Below are 17,438 nucleotides of genomic sequence, written 5' to 3' on the forward strand. Positions count from 1 at the left end.
CTATTCGATTCAGCTCATGTGGGTCTCTCCAGACTCGGGAAGTGTGAACGTCAGCGTCGCATTCGAATTGGTGAGTCGCGTAATCGAACCGGACGGATCGTAATTTCTACGCAGCGCGCACACCCGAATTCCACTCTGGTCGACAGGGTCCACAATGAACGACTTTCCGCAGGGTGCCGGGCCGCGGCAGGGACCCGATGGCACCTGGCATCCACGCCAGTCCACGCGTCCTCGACGTCGGAGCTCTCACCACCGAACAACAGTTCCTGCGCGATGCCGCGGCCGCCGAGGTCATTTCGAACGACCCGAATGTGAAGGCGGACGTGAATCTCCAGGCGGGATCCGAATCGACCGCCGCCATTTACTCCCTGGCGACCGGCGTCTGCACCGGCCTGAACAATGGCGCGAACAAGTCCGAACGAAGCCGATGGTCGTTATCAGCAAGCGCTGGACGAATCCACCACCACCGAAATTCACCTCTCGCACGATGATGCGGACAAATTGGTCGGCCTCGCAATAAAGGACGTCTGCCCGACAGCAGGAAGATAGTCCGGACGCACCGACCGGTTCTTGAATACTGCGATCTCAGTAGCTGAACCTGACGGCCGGATCGTCACCGATCCACTGCCACATCGGGATGGTGCCCTGGAGTTCGGCATTGCCGGCGAGAGCGGCGGCGTCGAGTTGCTGGGCGTCGAACCAGATCGAATACACGCAATAGCGGCCGCCCGCCGCCTCGTACCGCTTGCACAGCTCGGCCAGCAGCGGAAAGCCGTCGCAGGCGACGCCGACCGCGGTACCGGACCCATGGGGCGAAGGCAGGCGCGGTCCGGCGACGTGTCATCGGGTGTTCGCCCGACGAATCCAGACCGATCCCGGCACTGGCAATTCTGGCTTACATGTTGACATTTCACGTTGATTTGTCACACACTCGCCAGGCTCAACGGTGATGAGGAGGGGTTCGGCGATGACCGATCACGCGCGGGCCGCGCTCGAGCTGTTGCGGGACAGCAGCCAGTTCAAGTGGTACGTGATTCCGCTGCTGCTGGTCGTCATCTACGTCTATGCGACCGAGGTCGAACGGCGGAACTGGAATGTGCTGTTCGCGGGGGTGGCCCTGTGGGGCATGGACTGGTTCAACGAGATCTGGAACTCGCTGGTCTTCCACGCCACCGGGCGCGCGCCGGTGTGGGGCGCGACCGGGCCCACGGCGTATCAGATCCTCATCGGTCTCAATATCGAGATCTGCTTCATGTTCGCCATCATGGGTGTGGCCGCGGCGAAGATGCTGCCGCCCAAGGAGGTTCGCATCCTGGGCCTGCCCAACCGGCCGGTCCTTATTGCAGTGAACTCCGCGGCCGCGGTCGGCGTGGAGGTGCTGCTGAACAAGGCGGGTGTGCTGACCTGGGATTGGTCCTGGTGGCACGCGGGCTTCCCGTACCTCATCTGGCTGTTCGGATACGTGCCGTTCTTCGTCGCCTGCTTCTACGTCCACGACCTGAAGACGGTGCGGGCGAAAGCCATTGCCGTGGGCGCGATTCTGGGGATCGACGCCCTCGCCCTGATCGTCTTCGGCTCCCTCGGGTGGTTGTGATGCCCGAACCCGCAGTGCGGCGCGGCATGCTCGCCGCGGCCGCCGGACTCGCGCTCGCGGTGGCGGCGCCCCCGCAGATCGCGTCCGCCGAACCGCCCGCGTGCACGCTGCTCGGCACGGTCGGCACGCCCGAGCCGGCCGCGGACGAGACCACGGCCGGACTCGACGCATTCCCGGCCGCCACAATCCCGCTACCGGATCAGGTCTTCCTGCGAACCACCGCGGAGACGTTCAACCGCCGCTGGTCCTTCGCCGTGCGCGACGGGTCCGTCTACGTGAAACAGGCGGCCGCGCAGGGCGGTTGGCGCACGCTGCCGCTGCCCGGGTGCATGGCGGGCCGGATCGCCGGCGTCTCGGCGGACGACGACGAACTCATGGCCATCGACGTCGACGGCCGCTTCTTCACCATGGACCACATCCTGAGCGCACCCGCGGACTGGAACTGGAGCAGCCGCTACGGCACACCGCTGTGGACCGGCCCCGGCAACACCCTGCCGCCGGGCACGATCGCCTGGACCTGGTCGGTGCTGTCGCCCAACGAGGATCACCTCTGGCGCGACACCGCCGGCAATGACCACAATGTCGGCGGCGCGAAGGTGTCGCACGTCTTCGCGCTCACCGACGGCGGCCACCGTATCCACTACGTGGACCCGTGGCTGCCGCTGGACCACAGCTACGAGATGTCCACACCCGACCAGGGCCGCTTCCGCGCGGTGGCGCTGTCCACCAGCGGATCGACCACGCTGGTCGTGGATCGGTTCGGCAATCTCTACACGCGGCTCTACGATTTCGACATCTCCGGCGCGGACAAGGTGTTCTTCCGCTACTCCTACGAGGATCAGCGGGGACGGCCCGCGGCGCCCGACATGCTCGGTGAGCGGATCGACGATCACTACGCGGCGATCCAGCTACCCGCGCCGGACTGGCTGCGGCAGCCCAGGATTCCCGGCCGGATCACCGATCGGGTTTCCGTGCACAAGACCGGAACCGGTTCCGACGCACGCGAATTGCGTGTCGAAGGCGTCGACGGCGGGCGCACCGGCTATTGGGTGAAGGAACTCACCGCCGACCATTGGGATTTCGTACCCACCGACCTTCCGCTGGCAGGCCGCCTGCTGGACAATACCGGCACCGACCACTCGGCCGATGACACCGTCGCGGCATCGCCGTACACCTACGCGGGCCGGACCGCGTCGGGCGTCGCCGTGCGGATCGAGTCCTTCGATGTCGCGGTCTCCCCCACCCCGCTGCGCCTGGACTTCGCCGACGGCAGCCACCTCGACCTGGCCCTGCACACCGTGGACGGACTCCGCCAAACGGTCCAGCCGTCCGGAATCACCGATCAGTCCAGGGCTTTCGACGGCACCGTGGAGATCCCCGCGGACACCCTCGCGACACTCCCGGATCAGCCGGCACCGGTCCGCGAGTTCCTCCAGACCGCCCTCGCGGGACGCCGTTTCACCGATACACCGGTCCGCGTCACCACGAACGAGTTCAGTATCGAAGGGCTCGGACTGACACTGTCGCGCACCCGCTGAATCCCCGTGGTGTGACGGTCGACTCGCCCGCGATGACGCTGCGGGTCACAGGTAGATCCAGAAAGGCATACGGGAAGCCGTGATCGACGGCGGTCGCCTCCCTGCAGCCGGGTCGGCTGAGCCGGATCGAGTTCGACGATGACCACCCGGGGTTGTCCGCCAAGGGGCAGGACTGGGAACCGGCAGGGGTCGGTGGCCCGACTACCCCCGCGGCTCAGTGGTCGGGCAGCCAGTTGCCGTGGAAGCCGTACGGGATGCGGCGGGGCAGATGGATGGTGGCCACCGGTGCGGCCGCCAGGTCGGTGGCGTCGAGGATGACGAGGTCGCTGCGGTCCTCGGCGGAGTCGTAGACGTAGGACATGAGATAGCCTGCGCCGCCCGGGGTTTCGTCGGCGGGGGCGAAGGATGCCTCAGCGGGGAGGCGGCCGGGACCGAAGGTGTGGGCGGTGCTCGAACCGGTGCGCAGGTCGTAGCGGAGCAGGGCGCCGGCGCCGCCGTGGGAGACCGACACGTGGCCGTGGCGGGCGTTCAGGCCCGCGAGGCGGTCGTCGATGCGCGGAAATTCGGCGATGCGGTCGTCGAGTTGGTCCTCGCGGACCGCCCCGGTGGCGAGGTCGATGGTCCAGCGCCACAGGGTCGCGCCCTCGTCGAAGTCGCGGGAGTCGTTGCGCCACATGCTCCGATAACGCATGGCGTGCAGCACGATCCGGCCGTCCTCCTCGTGCGCGTTGAGGGTGTGGAAGACGTAGCAGGGTTCGATGGCGAACCAGCGCACCTCACCGTGCGGGTCGTCGCGGCGCAGTACGCCGAGGCGGGCCTGGTAGTCGTCGCTCCACCGGAACGGCATGCCGGCACCGGTCATGGCGGTCGGCAGGTCGAAAACCACCGGCAGATCCATGAATACGACGTGGTTCGCGGTGAGCGCGAAATCGTGGTGCATGGTCGCGGCCGGGACGTCGATCTGGCAGCTGAGCTCGAGCGTGCCGGCCGCGTCGGCGCGGTGATAGGTCAGGTAGGGCTCGAAGAAGTCGTAGCCGAAGAAGTGCAGCTCCCCCGTGACCGGGCAGGTCTTCGGGTGCGCGGTCATGGCGGTGGTGAGCTTGCCGTCGAAATCGTGCGGTCCCAGAGTGTCCAGATCGCAGGTCAATTCGTAGGGAAACGAGGATTCGACGAGCGCGAACGTGCGTCCGGCGTGCCGGATGACGTGCGTGTTCGCCACGCCCGCAGTGAAATCCCGCCGGCCCTGCTCGTCGATGCCCCGGGCGCCGTCGGTGAAGGTGCTGGTGCGCACCCACCGATTGCGATAGGACACCGCGCGCCCGCCTTCGATCCGCACGCCGTGCACCATGCCGTCGCCGAGGAACCAGTGTTTGGAGGCCGCCGCGTGCGGGTTGGGCCCGTTGCGCAGGTACCAGCCGGTGAGTTCCTCGGGAATCGTTCCGGTGCAGGGTAGGTCGTGGGTGGTGAGCTCGTCGGCGACGGGCGCATAGTTGCCGGTGAGGTGGGGAGGTGTGGTCATGTTCGATACCTGCCTGCCGGAGGAGCCGGGCTCCTCGACGTCGCGACATTCCAATTCTGACATGTCCAAGACTGAGCCTCCATGCTCGACATGTCAATACTGGAATGTAAAGTAGGGGGCATGAGTCTCCGGTACGCCCTGCTCGGGCTGCTGTCCGATGGTCCCGCCAGCGGCTACGACCTGCTGCGGACCTTCAAGCACTCGCTGGCCAATGTCTGGCCCGCGACACAGAGCCAGATCTACACCGAGCTCACCAAACTCGCCGACACCGGATTCATCGCCGTCAGCGACGAAGGCCCGCGCGGCCGCAAGGAATACACCATCACCGACGCCGGGCTCGACGACCTGCGCACCTGGCTCACCACCACCCACCCGAAACAGGTGACGCGCAATGACACGCTGTTGCGCGTGTTCTTCCTCGGCATCCTGCCGCCCGAGCAGGCCCGCGCCTACCTGGCCGGCATCGCGGAACGAGCCGAACGCGCCCACGCCGAACTGGGCGAACTCGAGCAGAACATCGACTGGACCGACAGCAACCTGTCGCATTACGGCCACCTGGCGCTGGAATACGGCGCCCGGGCCACCGCCATGAACCGGGACTGGGCCCGATGGGCGCTGGAACAGCTACCGCCGGAACAGGATTGACCGGCTCGCGCTACAACCCGAGCCCGCGCGCCAGCACCGGCCAGGAGGCGGGCAGCTCGTCGTCCCAGTAACCCCAGGAGTGGGTGCCGTAGGGGTGCAGTTCCACGGTGGCCGGGATGCCCAGGTCCGCGAGCCGGTCGGCCATGGCGTGCGTGCACTGGTCGACGGCGGCCTCGAGAATGCCGCCCACCAGGATCTGGTTCGCGAGACTGTCTCCGGCACCGGCGAAGTGGCGGTCCCCCGCCTTGTCGTGCGGCCCGGGCATGCCATTGCCGCTGGACAGGTACAGGTCGAGCCCACGCAGCGCCTCGGCGTGCAGGTAGGGATCGTTGGCCGCCCACATCGGATCACCGGACGGGCCGTACATATTGCCGGCGTCGCCGCCGCCGAACCCGACCGTGATCCGGACAAACATCTCGCCCACCGGATCGGCGATCCGCGCGCAGCCGCTGAAGGCCGCCACCGAGCGGTACAGGCCGGGTTTGGCGATCGGCAGCTGCAGGACCGATGTCCCCGACATCGATACCCCGACCAGACCGTTCACGCCATTGGTCCCCAGCGCGGCATCGATGAGCGGGGGCAGCTCCTCGGTGAGGTAGGTCGACCACTTCATGACGCCCAGTCGCGGATCCGGCTGCCGCCAATCGGCGTAGTAGGACGCCGCGCCGCCGATGGGCTGCACGACATTGACGTCCTTGTCGGCCAGGAAGTCGAAGGCGTTGGTGCGGCGATCCCAGGAAGCCGCGCCCTTGCCGCCGCTGCCGCCGCTGAGCATGTAGAGCACCGGGCGGGGCACGGACCGGTCGGCGGGCAACTGCACGTCCACCGGAAAGTCGAGGTTCATGGCGGCGGAGTGGACGGTGAGTTGGAGGTGCCGCTCGTCGATGCGCCGGGTGCCGACAATGGCCGAACCGTCCCGCGCCGTCGGCGCGGTCCCCGGATCGGCGGGCGTCACCACATCCGGTTGGGCGCGCGCCGCCGGATCGAAGGGTGTCGCGGACAGCGAGACGAGCCCCGCCGCAGCCATTACTGCCATGCTGCACATGATCGAGCGGTAATGCACGTCCTGGGTCCTGGTTCTCGCGTGCCGCCGGCACGCATGACCTGGCGACTGTTCTGCTCGCGACGGCGACGGCCGTCCGCGCGCCCGACGGGATGCTCATCGGGCGCGCGGCGGCAGTCTGGCAGCCGCAGTCTAACGGCAGGTTTCAGAATGTTGTCGGGCAGAAAACAGCTTGCGCACCGAAGGCTCAGCCAAGAGTGAGCAACCTCGCAGTCCCGGAGACGACGGTCTGGCTCTGATCGACCAGCGCGACCCGGACCTGCACGGGGGCGCCCGCTACCAGAGGCGTCTCCCCCGCCACCGGGGTGAGCGCGATGCTCGCGGCATGCTCGGCGCCGTCACAGGTGAACGAGTTCTGCTCGCCGGTGGCGGCCGGCCGGTCCGCGTTCGGATCACCGACCATGGCCAGGATGCCGGCGACGCCCGCGGACGCCTCGCACGTGTAGTCGATGCCGATCGACGAGGCTCCCGCCGACTCGACCGTGATGGAGTTGGCGGCCAGCGCGGGTGCCGCGGCAAGCAGCGCTCCCGAGCCCAGGGCCGCGACGACAGCGGCGGTGACGGTGGAGCGGCGATGGTTCCGAATGATGACCATGGGATTTCGTTCCTCCTGTGTGACGGATCTGGATCGCTGAACACACCTGGAAAGACGCACAGCCAGTATCGCGCCGAAGCTTCGTCGTCCAACCCCCGGCCCCCGGGAAGCGAGAGAACCGCACCACGCGGCGAGTCCCGCATCCACCCCGCAACCACGCGGCAGCCATAGAACCGGGTGTGCAGGTGCGCGACAGGGGTCGAGGATTCGGGCCGCGGGGGTCACTATGGGAGCCGAGGCAATCGCATCCGGATCATGAGGAGCGCCGGTGGATTCCGACATCTGTTACGCGTCCGCGCGGGAGCTGGCCGGCTGGCTGCGCGCCCGCCAGGTCTCGGCCGTCGAGGTGGTACGCACCCACCTGGATCGGATCGAGCGGATCAATCCCAAGGTCAATGCCATCGTCACCCTGGTCGGCGAGCAGGCGCTCGACGCCGCCCGCGCCGCCGACCAGCGAGTGGCCGCCGGGGCCGAACCGGGTCCCCTGCACGGAATTCCAATGGCGCACAAGGACACCCACGACACCGCGGGCATCCGCACCACCTACGGCAGCCCGCTGCTGGCGCAGCAGATCCCCGAGCGCGACGAGCTGCTGATCGAGCGGCTGCACGCGGCCGGGGTCATCACCGTGGGCAAGACCAATGTGCCGGAGTTCGGGGTCGGCTCGCACACCGTGAATCCGATCTTCGGCGCCACCCGCAATCCCTACGATCTCGGCAAGTCGGCGGGCGGCAGCAGCGGCGGCGCCGCGGCCGCGCTGGCGTGCGGTCTGCAGCCGCTGGCCGACGGCAGCGATATGGGCGGGTCGCTGCGCAATCCGGCATCGTTCTGCAATGTGGTGGGCTTCCGACCGTCGCCGGGCCGGGTGCCGACCTGGCCGGATCCCTACGCGTGGGGAACGCTGACGGTGCAGGGGCCGATGGCGCGCACGGTGGCCGATGCGGCGCTGCTGCTGTCGGTGCTGGCGGGCCCGGATCCGCGCAGTCCCATCGCGATCGCCGAACCGGGCTCGATCTTCACCGGATCCCTGGACCGGGATCTGCGCGGGCTGCGGGTCGCGTGGTCGCCGGATCTGGGCGGCGCGGTGCCGGTCGATCGGGCGGTGCGGGACGTGCTCGAACCCGCGGTCCGGGTGTTCTCCGAACTCGGTGCGGTCGTGACCGCGGACTGCCCGGATCTGTCGGGCGCAGAACAGGTTTTCCGGACGCTGCGCGCATGGCTGTTCGCGCTGGCGCTGGAACCGCTACTGGCGCACCGGGATCGGGTCAAGCCGTCGCTGGTGTGGAACATCGAGCAGGGGCTGGCGTTGAGCGGGAGCGACATCGCCGAGGCCGAAGTGCTGCACACGATGCTGTTCCATCGGATGCGGGAGTTCTTCGAACGCTATGACGTGCTGCTGCTACCGGTGAGCCAGGTACCGCCGTTCGATGTGGAGCTCGAGTATCCGGACACGGTGGACGGCGAGCCGATGTACACCTATCTGGATTGGATGAAGTCGGCGTATTTCATCAGTGCCACGGGATGTCCGGCTCTGTCGGTGCCCGCCGGATTCACCACCGCGTGGCTGCCGGTGGGCTTGCAGATCGTCGGACCGCATCGTGCCGACCGCCTGGTTCTGGAGGTCGGGCACGCCTTCGAGCAGGCCACCGGATTCGGCACCGTGCGGCCGCCCATCGCCGCAGGCTGATTCACTCTCGAAGCGCGGGGCCGAGACACTGTCGAGCTTTCCCGCGGAGCCGCATTCGCAGGCCGGGCGCGAACCCGGCCCGCGAACGGTGGTGACTACTCGCCGCCCAGCCGCACCGGCAAACTCGTGTGCCCGTTGGAGATGAAGCTGCCCAGCGGGGTCAATTCCGTTGCGTCCGTGGCCAGCCGGAGGTTCGGGAAGCGCTCGAACAGCGCGGGCAGCGCGATGGCGGCCTCCAGCCGGGCCAGCGGGGCGCCCAGGCAGTGGTGGGCGCCGTAGCCGAAGGCCACGTGCTGGTCCTTGGTGTCACGGTGGATGTCGAAGCTGTCGGCGGTCGCACCGTGGATCCGCGGGTCGCGGCTGGCGCCGGCATAGGAGGCCAGGATGGCCTCGCCCTTGGGGATGGTGAAGCCGTCGATCTCGATGTCCTCCACCGCGTATCGCAGCGGCAGGTGCGCCACCGGCGACTGGAACCGCAGGGTCTCCTCGATGACGTCGTTCCACGACGCCTGCTCGGCGACGACCGCGGCCAGCTGCTCCGGGTGGGTGAGCAGGGCGACGATGGCCTGGTCGAGCAGGTTCACGGTGGTCTCGTGCCCGGCATTGATGACGAGCATGAGGGTTTCGACGAGTTCCTTGTCGGCCAGCTGCGAACCGTCCTCGTCGTCACGGGCGGCGATCATGGCGCTGGTGATGTCGTCGCCCGGATTGTCACGACGGTAGGCGACGAGTTCGCCCACGCGCTCGTACATTTCGAGGAAGTTGGCCATCGACTCCTCGGCGGACAGGGACCCATCGAAGAAGCCGTCGACGCACTTGTGGATGGCGGCGTCGAGGTGCTCGGGCACCCCCATGAGGCCGCTGATCACGCGGATCGGCACCGGGTAGGCGTAGAGCGAGCGCAGGTCGGCGACCGAGCCCGCCGGGAGCGCGGCCAGCTCGTCGAGCAGCTCGGCGACGATGGCCCCGATGCGTTCGCGCATGGCGCTGGTGCGGCGGTGGGTGAAGGCCGGGGACACCAGCTTTCGCAGCCGGCGGTGGTCGGCGCCGTAGGCGGTGAACATGTTCTCCACGGCCACCCAGGGCAGCAGCGGCCAGGCCTCGGTGATCTCGCCGTTGATGAACGCGGACCAGTGCCGGCGCGGATCCTTGGAGACGCGGGCATCGGCCAGCAGGGTCTTGAGCACCGCCTGGTCGGTGACCGACCACGCCATCACGCCGCCGGGCAGCTCGACCAGCGTGACGGGGCCCTGCTCGCGAATCCGGGCGGATTCGCCCTGGATGTCGGTGCCGGTGACATCCAGCACGATCGGGCTCTGGGACATGGAGCGCTCCTTACACCGCGCGCAGCGCGGGACTGATCGGGAATTCGACCGGCAGTGCCACCATGGCTCGGTGGAACGGGCCGGGCCGCCAGGAGATGTCGTGTTTCGGGACGGCCAGCGACAGGTCCGGCACCGCGTCCAGCAACTGGTCGATGGCGGTCTGCGCGACCAGGTAGGCCACCGATCGGGCGGGGCAGGCGTGCGGGCCCGCGCTCCAGGCCAGGTGCGACCGGTTGCCCGTGCGGTCGCCGCCCGCGATGTCGGGATCGTTGTTGCAGGCCGCGAGGCTGATCAGGACCGGCTGATGGGCGGGCAGCCAGGTGGTGTCGATGAGGATGGGCTGACGCGGGTAGCTGATGGAGAAGTTGGCCATCGGCGGATCGTTGAAGAGCACCTCGTCGAGCGCGTCGCGGGTGGATAGGCTGCCGCCCAGCATGTCTCCACCGAAACGCTCGTCGGTGAGCATGAGCAGCAGGGTGTTACTGATCAGGTTCTGCATGGGCTCGAGGCCCGCGCCGTAGAAGCTGACCAGCTGGTACAGCATCTCCTCGTCGTTCAGCGCGGACGGGTGATGGGCCATGCGCGAGGTGACGTCGTCCCCGGGCTCGGCGCGGCGCATGGCGATGAGCTCCATGAGCGCCTCGGCCAGCGTCTGCATGCCCCACGCGGCATTCACGGTGTCGAACAGCGCGGCCATGCCGGTGGCCACCCGCTGGCCGATATCCGCTGGGCAGCCGACCAATTGGTTGAGCACCTCGAACACCAGCGGCAGCGCGTACTGCGACACCAGGTCCGCGCCGCCCTCGGCGGCCAGGCCCGCGATGAGCCGGGCCGCGATCTCCTCGACCGTGGAATGCACGGCGTGCAGATCGATCCCGTCGATACCGGCGGTGTAGGCCTGCCGGTAGCGGGTGTGCTCGGCGCCCGCGTTGCGCAGCGCGTTGGGGTACCACTGCATCATCGGCCGGATGGGCGAATCCTCGGGGATACCCTCCTGCCAGACCCGCGGATCGGCCGGAAAGTGCTCGGGATCATTGAGGATTCGCAGCGCTGTCCGATAGCTCACCACCAGCGTCGCGGGCACCCCGGGCGCCAGCTCGATGGGCACCATGGAGCCGTACTGGCGGCGCATCTCGCGGTACGCACGGTGCGGATCGGCCGCGAATTCGGGTGTCCCCAACAGAATCCGGCGCTCTTCCAGGCCAACCGGCGACCCTCCGCGCACCGGGCAGCCCCCAGCCCCCGAGACCCCGCTCCACGATCCTGTCGACTCCAAGTCCGAAACTCCCTACCGACGAACGACTTTCACCGGACCCACCGGGTCGTCCCCGTCGAGTCAACGCTTCGAACCCTAGCAGCCTCGCAGCACACCCACCCCTTTTGTGAAACGGCAACCGCCGGTCCTACTCCTCGACAATCGAGGTGATGAGTGTGCGGCTGCCGACGGTGCGGGTGGTGACGGTCTGGGTGAAGACGTCCTGGAGTTCGCCGGGACGCTGCTGGGCGACCTTCACCGCCCAGTGGTCGTCGTCGGCGGCGGCGATCCGGCTGACCTGCACGCAGTAGCGGGTGCCGACGGGCAGCGAGTCGATGCCGCTCTGGATCTTGGCGGCGTCCGCGACATTCGCCGCGTCCTCGGCCACGAATTCCCGTGCGACGCTACCGGAGCGGAGCACGTAGTAGGCGTACTCGAAGGCGAGGACGGCGTCGGGGCCGCTGGCGATGCCGCCCGGATCGGTGCCGGTCACCCCATCGGGGGTGCGGCGGGACTGGCAGCCGTCGGCGGCCGCGCCCGCGCCCGCGGACGTACTGATCGAGGTGGGGACGACGCTCGTGCTGCGGCGGGTGGGTACCGCCGCCGTGGAGCTGGTCGGGGCCCCGGCCGCACTGTGCGGGGTGGAGCCGGCGAGCGTGGTCAGGATTCCGACGGCGGCGGCCGCCGCTCCGGCCAGCAGCGCCACGGCCAGGAACACCAGCAGGGTGCGCGAGCGGGTCCACTGGCGCGACGATGGAATCGCCTTGTGGCTGTGTGTCTCCCGAGGCGGGGGCGCCGGTGTCCGAGGCCGCGCGCGCTCGATCGCCTCGCTCACCGCGACCGACAGCTCGGTGCAGGTGGCGAATCGGGCCCGGGGATTCTTCGCCATCGCCCGGGCCAGCACCGGATCCAGGGCGGCGGGCAGTGCCGGATTCCGTTCCCGCACCGAGGGCACCGGCGCCCGGACGTGCCGGTAGATCAGCCGCGGCAGATCCGTGTCGGCAAACGGCGGTGCACCGGTGAGCATTTCGAACAGCGTGCAGCCGAGGGAGTAGACGTCGGCGCGGCGGTCGACCCGGGCCTCGCCACTGAAACGCTCCGGCGCGGTGTACTGGAAACTGGCCACCACCTCACCGTTCTCGGTGAGGCCGCGCACCTCGTGCCGGGACTCGGCGATGCCGAAGTCGGTGAGCAGCGCCCACTCTCGCGGCTGGGCGGTCAGCAGCACATTGGCGGGCTTGACGTCGCGGTGCAGCACGCCCGCCTCGTGGGCGTAGTCCAGGGCGCGCGCCAGGTCGGCGGTGATGGCGGCGGCGCGGGCGGGCTCCAGGGGCCCGTCCAGCAGTTCGGCGGCCAGATCGGAGCCGTCGACATAGGCCATGGCCAGCCACAGCTGTCCCTGTTCCTCGCCGCGGGCGTAGATGGTGACGATGTTCGGATGCGACAGCCGGGCAATGATGTTCGCCTCCCGCAGGAAACGCTGCCGGGTCTCGTCGTCATCACTGGCCACGCGATTGAGCAGCTTCAATGCGACGAACCTGGGTAGGTCCCGATCGTGGGCCAGATACACCTCACCCATCCCACCGGCACCCAGTAGTCGCTCGACCCGATATCCGGCGAAGACCACGCCGGTTCGGAGCTGCTCAGCCAACCAAATCCTCCCGATCCACGTGCACCGCAGACAATACCGGGCACCCGGGGCCGAGTCCGCCGCCCGCCCCAACCGGTTCCGCGGCCCGGTATCCGGCACGAAACGGGGGTAAACGGGGCGTGCGGATTGGATACGCTGGAGGGGAGCGACTTCCGCGCGCAACGGGGCGAGTCGTCGGGGGTCGTCTCGGGCCGGATGGCGGGAGCCGGGCTGTGCGGTCGTGGAATTCGGCCGGCCGGAAGGACATCCGATGATGAGGACTGTACGGATGCTGGCGGGGGCGATCGCGGCCGCCGGGCTCGCGTTGGGCGTCGGCGGGTGGGGCGCGGCCCCGGCGCAGGCGGATTGGCTGCCGCAGTGGGCGCCGTTCGGCACCACGGTGTTCACCTTCGGGGACGCGAATTTCTGCGCGGGGCAGATCGCGGTGGGTCTGGAGGCCGCGCACGGCATGCCCGGCCATGTGACCGCGCACGTGACGCCGCTGGGGTATCTGGGTGGGCCGTGCGGCAATCACATCGTGCTGGGCTGGCTGGGGTCCGCGGGCGGCGGCTCGCGTGATGTCTATGTCCGTACCGGTGCTGGTCCGGGTGAGACCCAGACGGTCGACCTGTGGGTCGGGATGGGACTGGCCAAGCTGTTCGCCAACAGCTGGCCGCTGCAGGGCCCGTGGGCGGAGTGGTATCTGATCGTGCCCTGAACGAGCGCTGTGTGCCCTGGCCGCAGCGCTATTCGGGCGTCGCCGGCCGTAGGCAGGCGATCGCGGTGGCCGATTCGGACACGATCTCGCGCATGGCGGATTCGGCGCCGGGGCCGTCACCGGACTGGATCGCCGCGGCGACGGCGGCGTGCAGCTGCAGGGCCTGCGGATTGGCCTGTGTCGGCATGAGCTCGTGTTCGGTTCTGCCGGTGAGGACTTCGCGAATGATCGGGGCGAAGACCTGTAGCAGTGGATTGCCGGACGCGGCCAGCAGGGTGGCGTGGAAGGCGATGTCGTGGTCGAGATAGGCGGCGGTGTTGGCGGCGCGGGCCGTGGCCGACATACCCATGACCGCCGCGGTCAGGGTCGCGCACTGCTCCGGCGTCGCGTGCGCGGCGGCCCCGCGGGCGGCCAGTGGTTCGATGCCGGAACGGAGTTCGGCCAGCCAGGCCAGCTGGGCGAAGCGGTGGGGGCCGGCGAGCTGCCAGCGGATCAGCTTGGGGTCCAGCGCATGCCAGTGCGCGGGGTCCAGGACGGTGATGCCCGCGCGCCGCCGGATGCTGACCATGCCGAGGGATTCCAGCACCCGCACGACCTCGCGGGCGACGGTGCGGGAGACGTCGAAGCGGGTGGCGATCTCCTCGGAGGAGATGCGCGTGCCGGGCGCGATGCCGCCGGAGGCGATGTCGGCGCCGAGCCGATCCAGCACCGATTCGTGCAGGGGCAAGGACTCGGCGCGGTCGACCATGGCTTCAGTGTCACACATCTGAGGCATATCTATCGGTATCCAGCGGGTAATACGTAGTATTTATTCGCAGCACGGCTTGATATAGTCCTCCATATTGGGCTCTGTGCCCTGGATCACTCCACCTCGACTCGAAGAAGCGTCATGCCCAACCTCGAACCCCTCGCTGCCGCGAACCTGGCCGACGCGGCCACCCGGCACACCGGCAACGCCCAGCTCATCACCGCGGCCGTGCTCGGTGTCGCGCTCATCGTCGGCCTCATCACCTGGCTGAAAATGCATCCGTTCCTGGCGCTGGCCATCGGCGCGGTCGCGGTCGGGCTCGTCGCCCGGCTGGGCGCGGCCGACACCGTGGCTTCCTTCGTGAAGGGCTTCGGCTCGACCATGGGCAGCGTCGGCATCCTGATCGGCTTCGGCGCCATGTTCGGCAAGCTGCTCGCCGATTCCGGCGGCGCGGATCAGGTGGTCGACACCCTGGTGAACCGGGCCGGGCCGCGGGCGCTGCCGTGGGTGATGGGCCTGGTGGGCGCGATCATCGGCCTGCCCATGTTCTTCGAGATCGGCGTGGTGCTGCTGATGCCGGTCATCCTGCTGGTCGCCGGCCGGTCGCGACTTCCCCTGATGGCGGTGGCGATTCCGGCGCTGGCAGGCCTGTCGGCCATGCACGGGCTGGTGCCGCCGCACCCGGGTCCGCTGGTCGCGGTGGCGGCGCTCAAGGCCGATCTCGGACTGACGCTGGGTCTCGGCGTGCTGGTGGCGGTGCCGACGGTGATCATCGCGGGGCCGCTGTTCGGCAAGCTGGCCGCGCGCTGGGTGAATGTGCCGGTGCCGGAACTGTTCTCGACCGGTGAGCCCGCCGGGCGGCCGGTCGAGGAGCAGGGGCCGCGACCGAGCTTCACCGCCACCCTGGCCACCATCCTGCTGCCGGTCGTGCTGATGCTGGGCAGCGCCGTCTTCGACGTGGTCTCGCCGAAGTCCGGGTCCCAGGTGAAGAAGGTCCTGGATGTGCTCGGCACCCCGGTCGTCGCGCTGGGTATCGCGCTGATCGTGGGCATGATCGTGCTCGGCCGTGGCGGCCGCATGACGCGGGACGCCCTGGCGGACACCATGAACAGCGCGCTGCCGCCGGTCGCGGGCATACTGCTGATCGTCGGCGCGGGTGGCGGCTTCAAACAGGTGCTGGTCGACACCGGTATCGCCGGCACCATTGCCGACGCGATTCGGGACAGCAGCCTGCCGGTGCTGCTGCTGGCCTGGTTCGTGGCCGCGTTGATCCGGGTCGCCACCGGGTCGGCCACCGTCGCGACGGTGACGGCGTCGGGCATTCTCGCTCCGGTCGCGGCCGGGCTCAGCACCTCCCACGTGTCGCTCATGGTGCTGGCGATCGGCTCGGGCTCGCTGTTCCTGTCGCACGTCAACGACGCGGGGTTCTGGATGGTCAAGGAGTATCTGCGCCTGGACGTCGTGCAGACGCTGAAGTCGTGGAGCCTGATGGAATGCGTGATCTCACTGGCCGGGCTGGCGGGCGTGCTCGCCCTGAGCGCGATCGTCTAGGAGCAGCGATGGCAACCCCCGCGCGACCGCAGATCGTGGTGCTCATGGGCGTCTCCGGATCCGGGAAGTCCACGGTCGCGGGCATGCTGGTCAGCAGCCTGGGCTGGGATCTCCTGGAGGGCGACGACCTGCACCCGCCCGCCAATATCGCCAAGATGGCCGCGGGCCACGCCCTCACCGACGCCGATCGGGAGCCGTGGCTGGAGGCCATCGCGGCCTGGATGTCCGACGAGTTCACCGCGGGCCGCTCGGCCGTCGTGACCTGCTCGGCCTTGAAGCGCTCCTACCGGGACGTGCTGCGCCGCAGCCTCGCCGGGCACCCCGGCGCGGTGCTGACCTTCCTGCATCTCACGGGATCCCGGGACGAGTTGCAGCGCCGCCTCACCGCGCGCATGGACCATTTCATGCCGCCGGGCCTGCTCGATTCCCAGCTCGGCACCCTGGAGGCGCCGGGTCCCGACGAGCATATTCTCAGCATCGAAATCGGCCCTCCCCCACACGAAGTCGCCGCCGCGGCACTGGCCGCCATCCGGGCTCACAGCTGACACAAAGCTTCAGCCCAGCTTCAGGCTGCCTCTCTACGATCACTCGCGTGAACGCACCGAGATTCGCCGCAGCGATCCTGCTGTCCACCGCCTTCATGGCCGCCGGGTGCGGGCACCCGCAGGCCCGCGCCGCCGGCGATACCACCGTCACCCTCGAATACGGCGGACTGCAGCGGCAATACATCGTCCACTACCCCGCCAACCGACCCCAGGGCCTGCTGCCCGCCGTGCTCGCCTTCCACGGCGGCGGCGGCAATGCCGAGAACATGGCCGGTTCCTTCGGCTTCGACAAGGCCTCCGACGCCGACGGTTTCCTCGCCGTCTACCCGAACGGCTACGAGAAGTCCTGGAACGACGGCCGCGGCGACGACACCAATGCCAGTGCCGCGAATATCGACGACGTGGGTTTCGTTGCGGCCGTGATCGACCGGATCATCGCGAACGACTCCGTGGACCCCACCCGCGTCTACGCCACCGGCATGTCCAATGGCGGCATGTTCACCGAGGACCTCGGCTGCCGCCTGTCCGGGAAGCTGGCGGCCATCGCCCCGGTGGCGGGCCCGCTCCCCCAGGCCGACGTATCCGCTTGCACCCCAACCCATTCCCTGCCGGTGCTGGAGATCCACGGCACCTCCGACCCGATCGTCCCCTACGGCGGCGGTGTCGTGCGTGTCACTTCCGGCCACCACGGCGCGGGCTCGAGCCCGGTGCTCTCGGTCGACGCCACCCAGCAGCTGTGGCGGGAGAAGAACTCCTGCGACGCGGCCACCACGACCACGCTCCCGCAGCGCGCCGACGACGGCACCACCGTGACCGTCCAGTCCTCCGACTGCGCGAACGGCGCCAAGGTCCAGCTCTATTCGATCGCCGAGGGCGGCCACACCTGGCCGGACGGCCCGCAATACCTGCCGCAGGTGATTGTCGGCAAGGTCACCCACCAGTTCGACGCCACCGACGTGATCTGGCAATTCTTCGCACAGTTCCACGCCTAGCCGCCCGGCGAATCCGCGCACAGCCGCCAGGTG

General features: G+C 68.8%; 17 protein-coding genes. 9 read left to right on the plus strand and 8 right to left on the minus strand.

Going from position 1 to position 17,438, the window contains the following annotated elements:
- Window positions 1-197 precede the first annotated feature (197 nt).
- The gene (locus tag ACWEQQ_RS35765) at window positions 198-491 is read left to right on the plus strand and encodes a hypothetical protein (protein WP_452351325.1); all 294 of its coding nucleotides are present in this window, start codon (window positions 198-200) and stop codon (window positions 489-491) included.
- Between the two features lie 94 nt (window positions 492-585).
- On the opposite strand, the gene ACWEQQ_RS35770 is transcribed toward ACWEQQ_RS35765, so the two are convergent.
- Window positions 586-714: a hypothetical protein gene (locus ACWEQQ_RS35770; RefSeq protein WP_452351326.1), complete on the minus strand. Its 129-nt coding sequence runs from the start codon at window positions 712-714 to the stop codon at window positions 586-588.
- A 253-nt stretch (window positions 715-967) separates the two neighbouring features.
- Here ACWEQQ_RS35770 and ACWEQQ_RS35775 point away from each other — a divergent pair, with 253 nt between their 5' ends.
- Together ACWEQQ_RS35775 and ACWEQQ_RS35780 are read left to right on the plus strand one after the other, a co-directional pair.
- Entirely contained in the window at window positions 968-1,594 is a 627-nt protein-coding gene (locus tag ACWEQQ_RS35775; RefSeq protein WP_452351327.1) for a hypothetical protein, read from the plus strand.
- Window positions 1,594-3,132, plus strand: coding sequence for a hypothetical protein (locus tag ACWEQQ_RS35780; RefSeq protein ID WP_452351328.1), 1,539 nt, complete (start codon window positions 1,594-1,596; stop codon window positions 3,130-3,132). Before ACWEQQ_RS35775 ends, ACWEQQ_RS35780 begins: the two co-directional genes overlap by 1 nt.
- Before the next feature lie 214 nt (window positions 3,133-3,346).
- Here the strand turns inward: ACWEQQ_RS35780 and ACWEQQ_RS35785 are convergent, their stop codons facing one another.
- Complete coding sequence (locus ACWEQQ_RS35785) at window positions 3,347-4,651, minus strand: carotenoid oxygenase family protein (RefSeq protein WP_452351329.1); 1,305 nt, start codon at window positions 4,649-4,651, stop codon at window positions 3,347-3,349.
- A 120-nt stretch (window positions 4,652-4,771) separates the two neighbouring features.
- Between ACWEQQ_RS35785 and ACWEQQ_RS35790 the strand changes: the two genes are divergently transcribed.
- A complete protein-coding gene (locus ACWEQQ_RS35790; RefSeq protein ID WP_452343192.1) occupies window positions 4,772-5,296 on the plus strand; it encodes a PadR family transcriptional regulator in 525 nt (174 codons plus the stop codon).
- A 10-nt stretch (window positions 5,297-5,306) separates the two neighbouring features.
- Here the strand turns inward: ACWEQQ_RS35790 and ACWEQQ_RS35795 are convergent, their stop codons facing one another.
- Together ACWEQQ_RS35795 and ACWEQQ_RS35800 are read right to left on the minus strand one after the other, a co-directional pair.
- Entirely contained in the window at window positions 5,307-6,332 is a 1,026-nt protein-coding gene (locus tag ACWEQQ_RS35795) for an alpha/beta hydrolase (protein ID WP_452351330.1), read from the minus strand.
- A gap of 214 nt (window positions 6,333-6,546) precedes the next feature.
- Window positions 6,547-6,954, minus strand: a complete 408-nt coding sequence (locus tag ACWEQQ_RS35800) for a hypothetical protein (RefSeq protein WP_452351331.1) — start codon at window positions 6,952-6,954, stop codon at window positions 6,547-6,549.
- A gap of 268 nt (window positions 6,955-7,222) precedes the next feature.
- Between ACWEQQ_RS35800 and ACWEQQ_RS35805 the strand changes: the two genes are divergently transcribed.
- The gene (locus tag ACWEQQ_RS35805) at window positions 7,223-8,641 is read left to right on the plus strand and encodes an amidase (protein ID WP_452351332.1); all 1,419 of its coding nucleotides are present in this window, start codon (window positions 7,223-7,225) and stop codon (window positions 8,639-8,641) included.
- Window positions 8,642-8,736: 95 nt separating this feature from the next.
- Here ACWEQQ_RS35805 and ACWEQQ_RS35810 read toward each other — a convergent pair whose 3' ends face one another.
- From ACWEQQ_RS35810 to ACWEQQ_RS35820, 3 genes are all read right to left on the minus strand, one after another.
- Window positions 8,737-9,966 carry a cytochrome P450 family protein gene (locus ACWEQQ_RS35810; RefSeq protein WP_452351333.1) on the minus strand — a complete coding sequence of 410 codons (1,230 nt, stop codon included), beginning with the start codon at window positions 9,964-9,966 and terminating at the stop codon, window positions 8,737-8,739.
- A 10-nt stretch (window positions 9,967-9,976) separates the two neighbouring features.
- The gene (locus tag ACWEQQ_RS35815) at window positions 9,977-11,146 is read right to left on the minus strand and encodes a cytochrome P450 (RefSeq protein WP_452343197.1); all 1,170 of its coding nucleotides are present in this window, start codon (window positions 11,144-11,146) and stop codon (window positions 9,977-9,979) included.
- A 223-nt stretch (window positions 11,147-11,369) separates the two neighbouring features.
- Entirely contained in the window at window positions 11,370-12,872 is a 1,503-nt protein-coding gene (locus ACWEQQ_RS35820) for a serine/threonine-protein kinase (protein ID WP_452351334.1), read from the minus strand.
- A 250-nt stretch (window positions 12,873-13,122) separates the two neighbouring features.
- Here ACWEQQ_RS35820 and ACWEQQ_RS35825 point away from each other — a divergent pair, with 250 nt between their 5' ends.
- Window positions 13,123-13,569 carry a hypothetical protein gene (locus tag ACWEQQ_RS35825; RefSeq protein WP_452351335.1) on the plus strand — a complete coding sequence of 149 codons (447 nt, stop codon included), beginning with the start codon at window positions 13,123-13,125 and terminating at the stop codon, window positions 13,567-13,569.
- A gap of 28 nt (window positions 13,570-13,597) precedes the next feature.
- On the opposite strand, the gene ACWEQQ_RS35830 is transcribed toward ACWEQQ_RS35825, so the two are convergent.
- On the minus strand, window positions 13,598-14,335 hold the full coding sequence (locus tag ACWEQQ_RS35830) for a FadR/GntR family transcriptional regulator (protein WP_452351336.1): 738 nt from the start codon (window positions 14,333-14,335) through the stop codon (window positions 13,598-13,600).
- A gap of 123 nt (window positions 14,336-14,458) precedes the next feature.
- Between ACWEQQ_RS35830 and ACWEQQ_RS35835 the strand changes: the two genes are divergently transcribed.
- Genes ACWEQQ_RS35835 through ACWEQQ_RS35845 form a run of 3 tightly spaced genes read left to right on the plus strand, consistent with a single transcriptional unit; the run spans window position 14,459 to window position 17,405 of the window.
- Window positions 14,459-15,868: a GntP family permease gene (locus ACWEQQ_RS35835; protein ID WP_452351337.1), complete on the plus strand. Its 1,410-nt coding sequence runs from the start codon at window positions 14,459-14,461 to the stop codon at window positions 15,866-15,868.
- A gap of 8 nt (window positions 15,869-15,876) precedes the next feature.
- Window positions 15,877-16,413, plus strand: a complete 537-nt coding sequence (locus ACWEQQ_RS35840; RefSeq protein ID WP_379469520.1) for a gluconokinase — start codon at window positions 15,877-15,879, stop codon at window positions 16,411-16,413.
- Between the two features lie 47 nt (window positions 16,414-16,460).
- Window positions 16,461-17,405, plus strand: a complete 945-nt coding sequence (locus ACWEQQ_RS35845) for an extracellular catalytic domain type 1 short-chain-length polyhydroxyalkanoate depolymerase (protein WP_452351338.1) — start codon at window positions 16,461-16,463, stop codon at window positions 17,403-17,405.
- Window positions 17,406-17,438: the final 33 nt, after the last annotated feature.

This window comes from Nocardia sp. NPDC004123, from assembly GCF_053603795.1.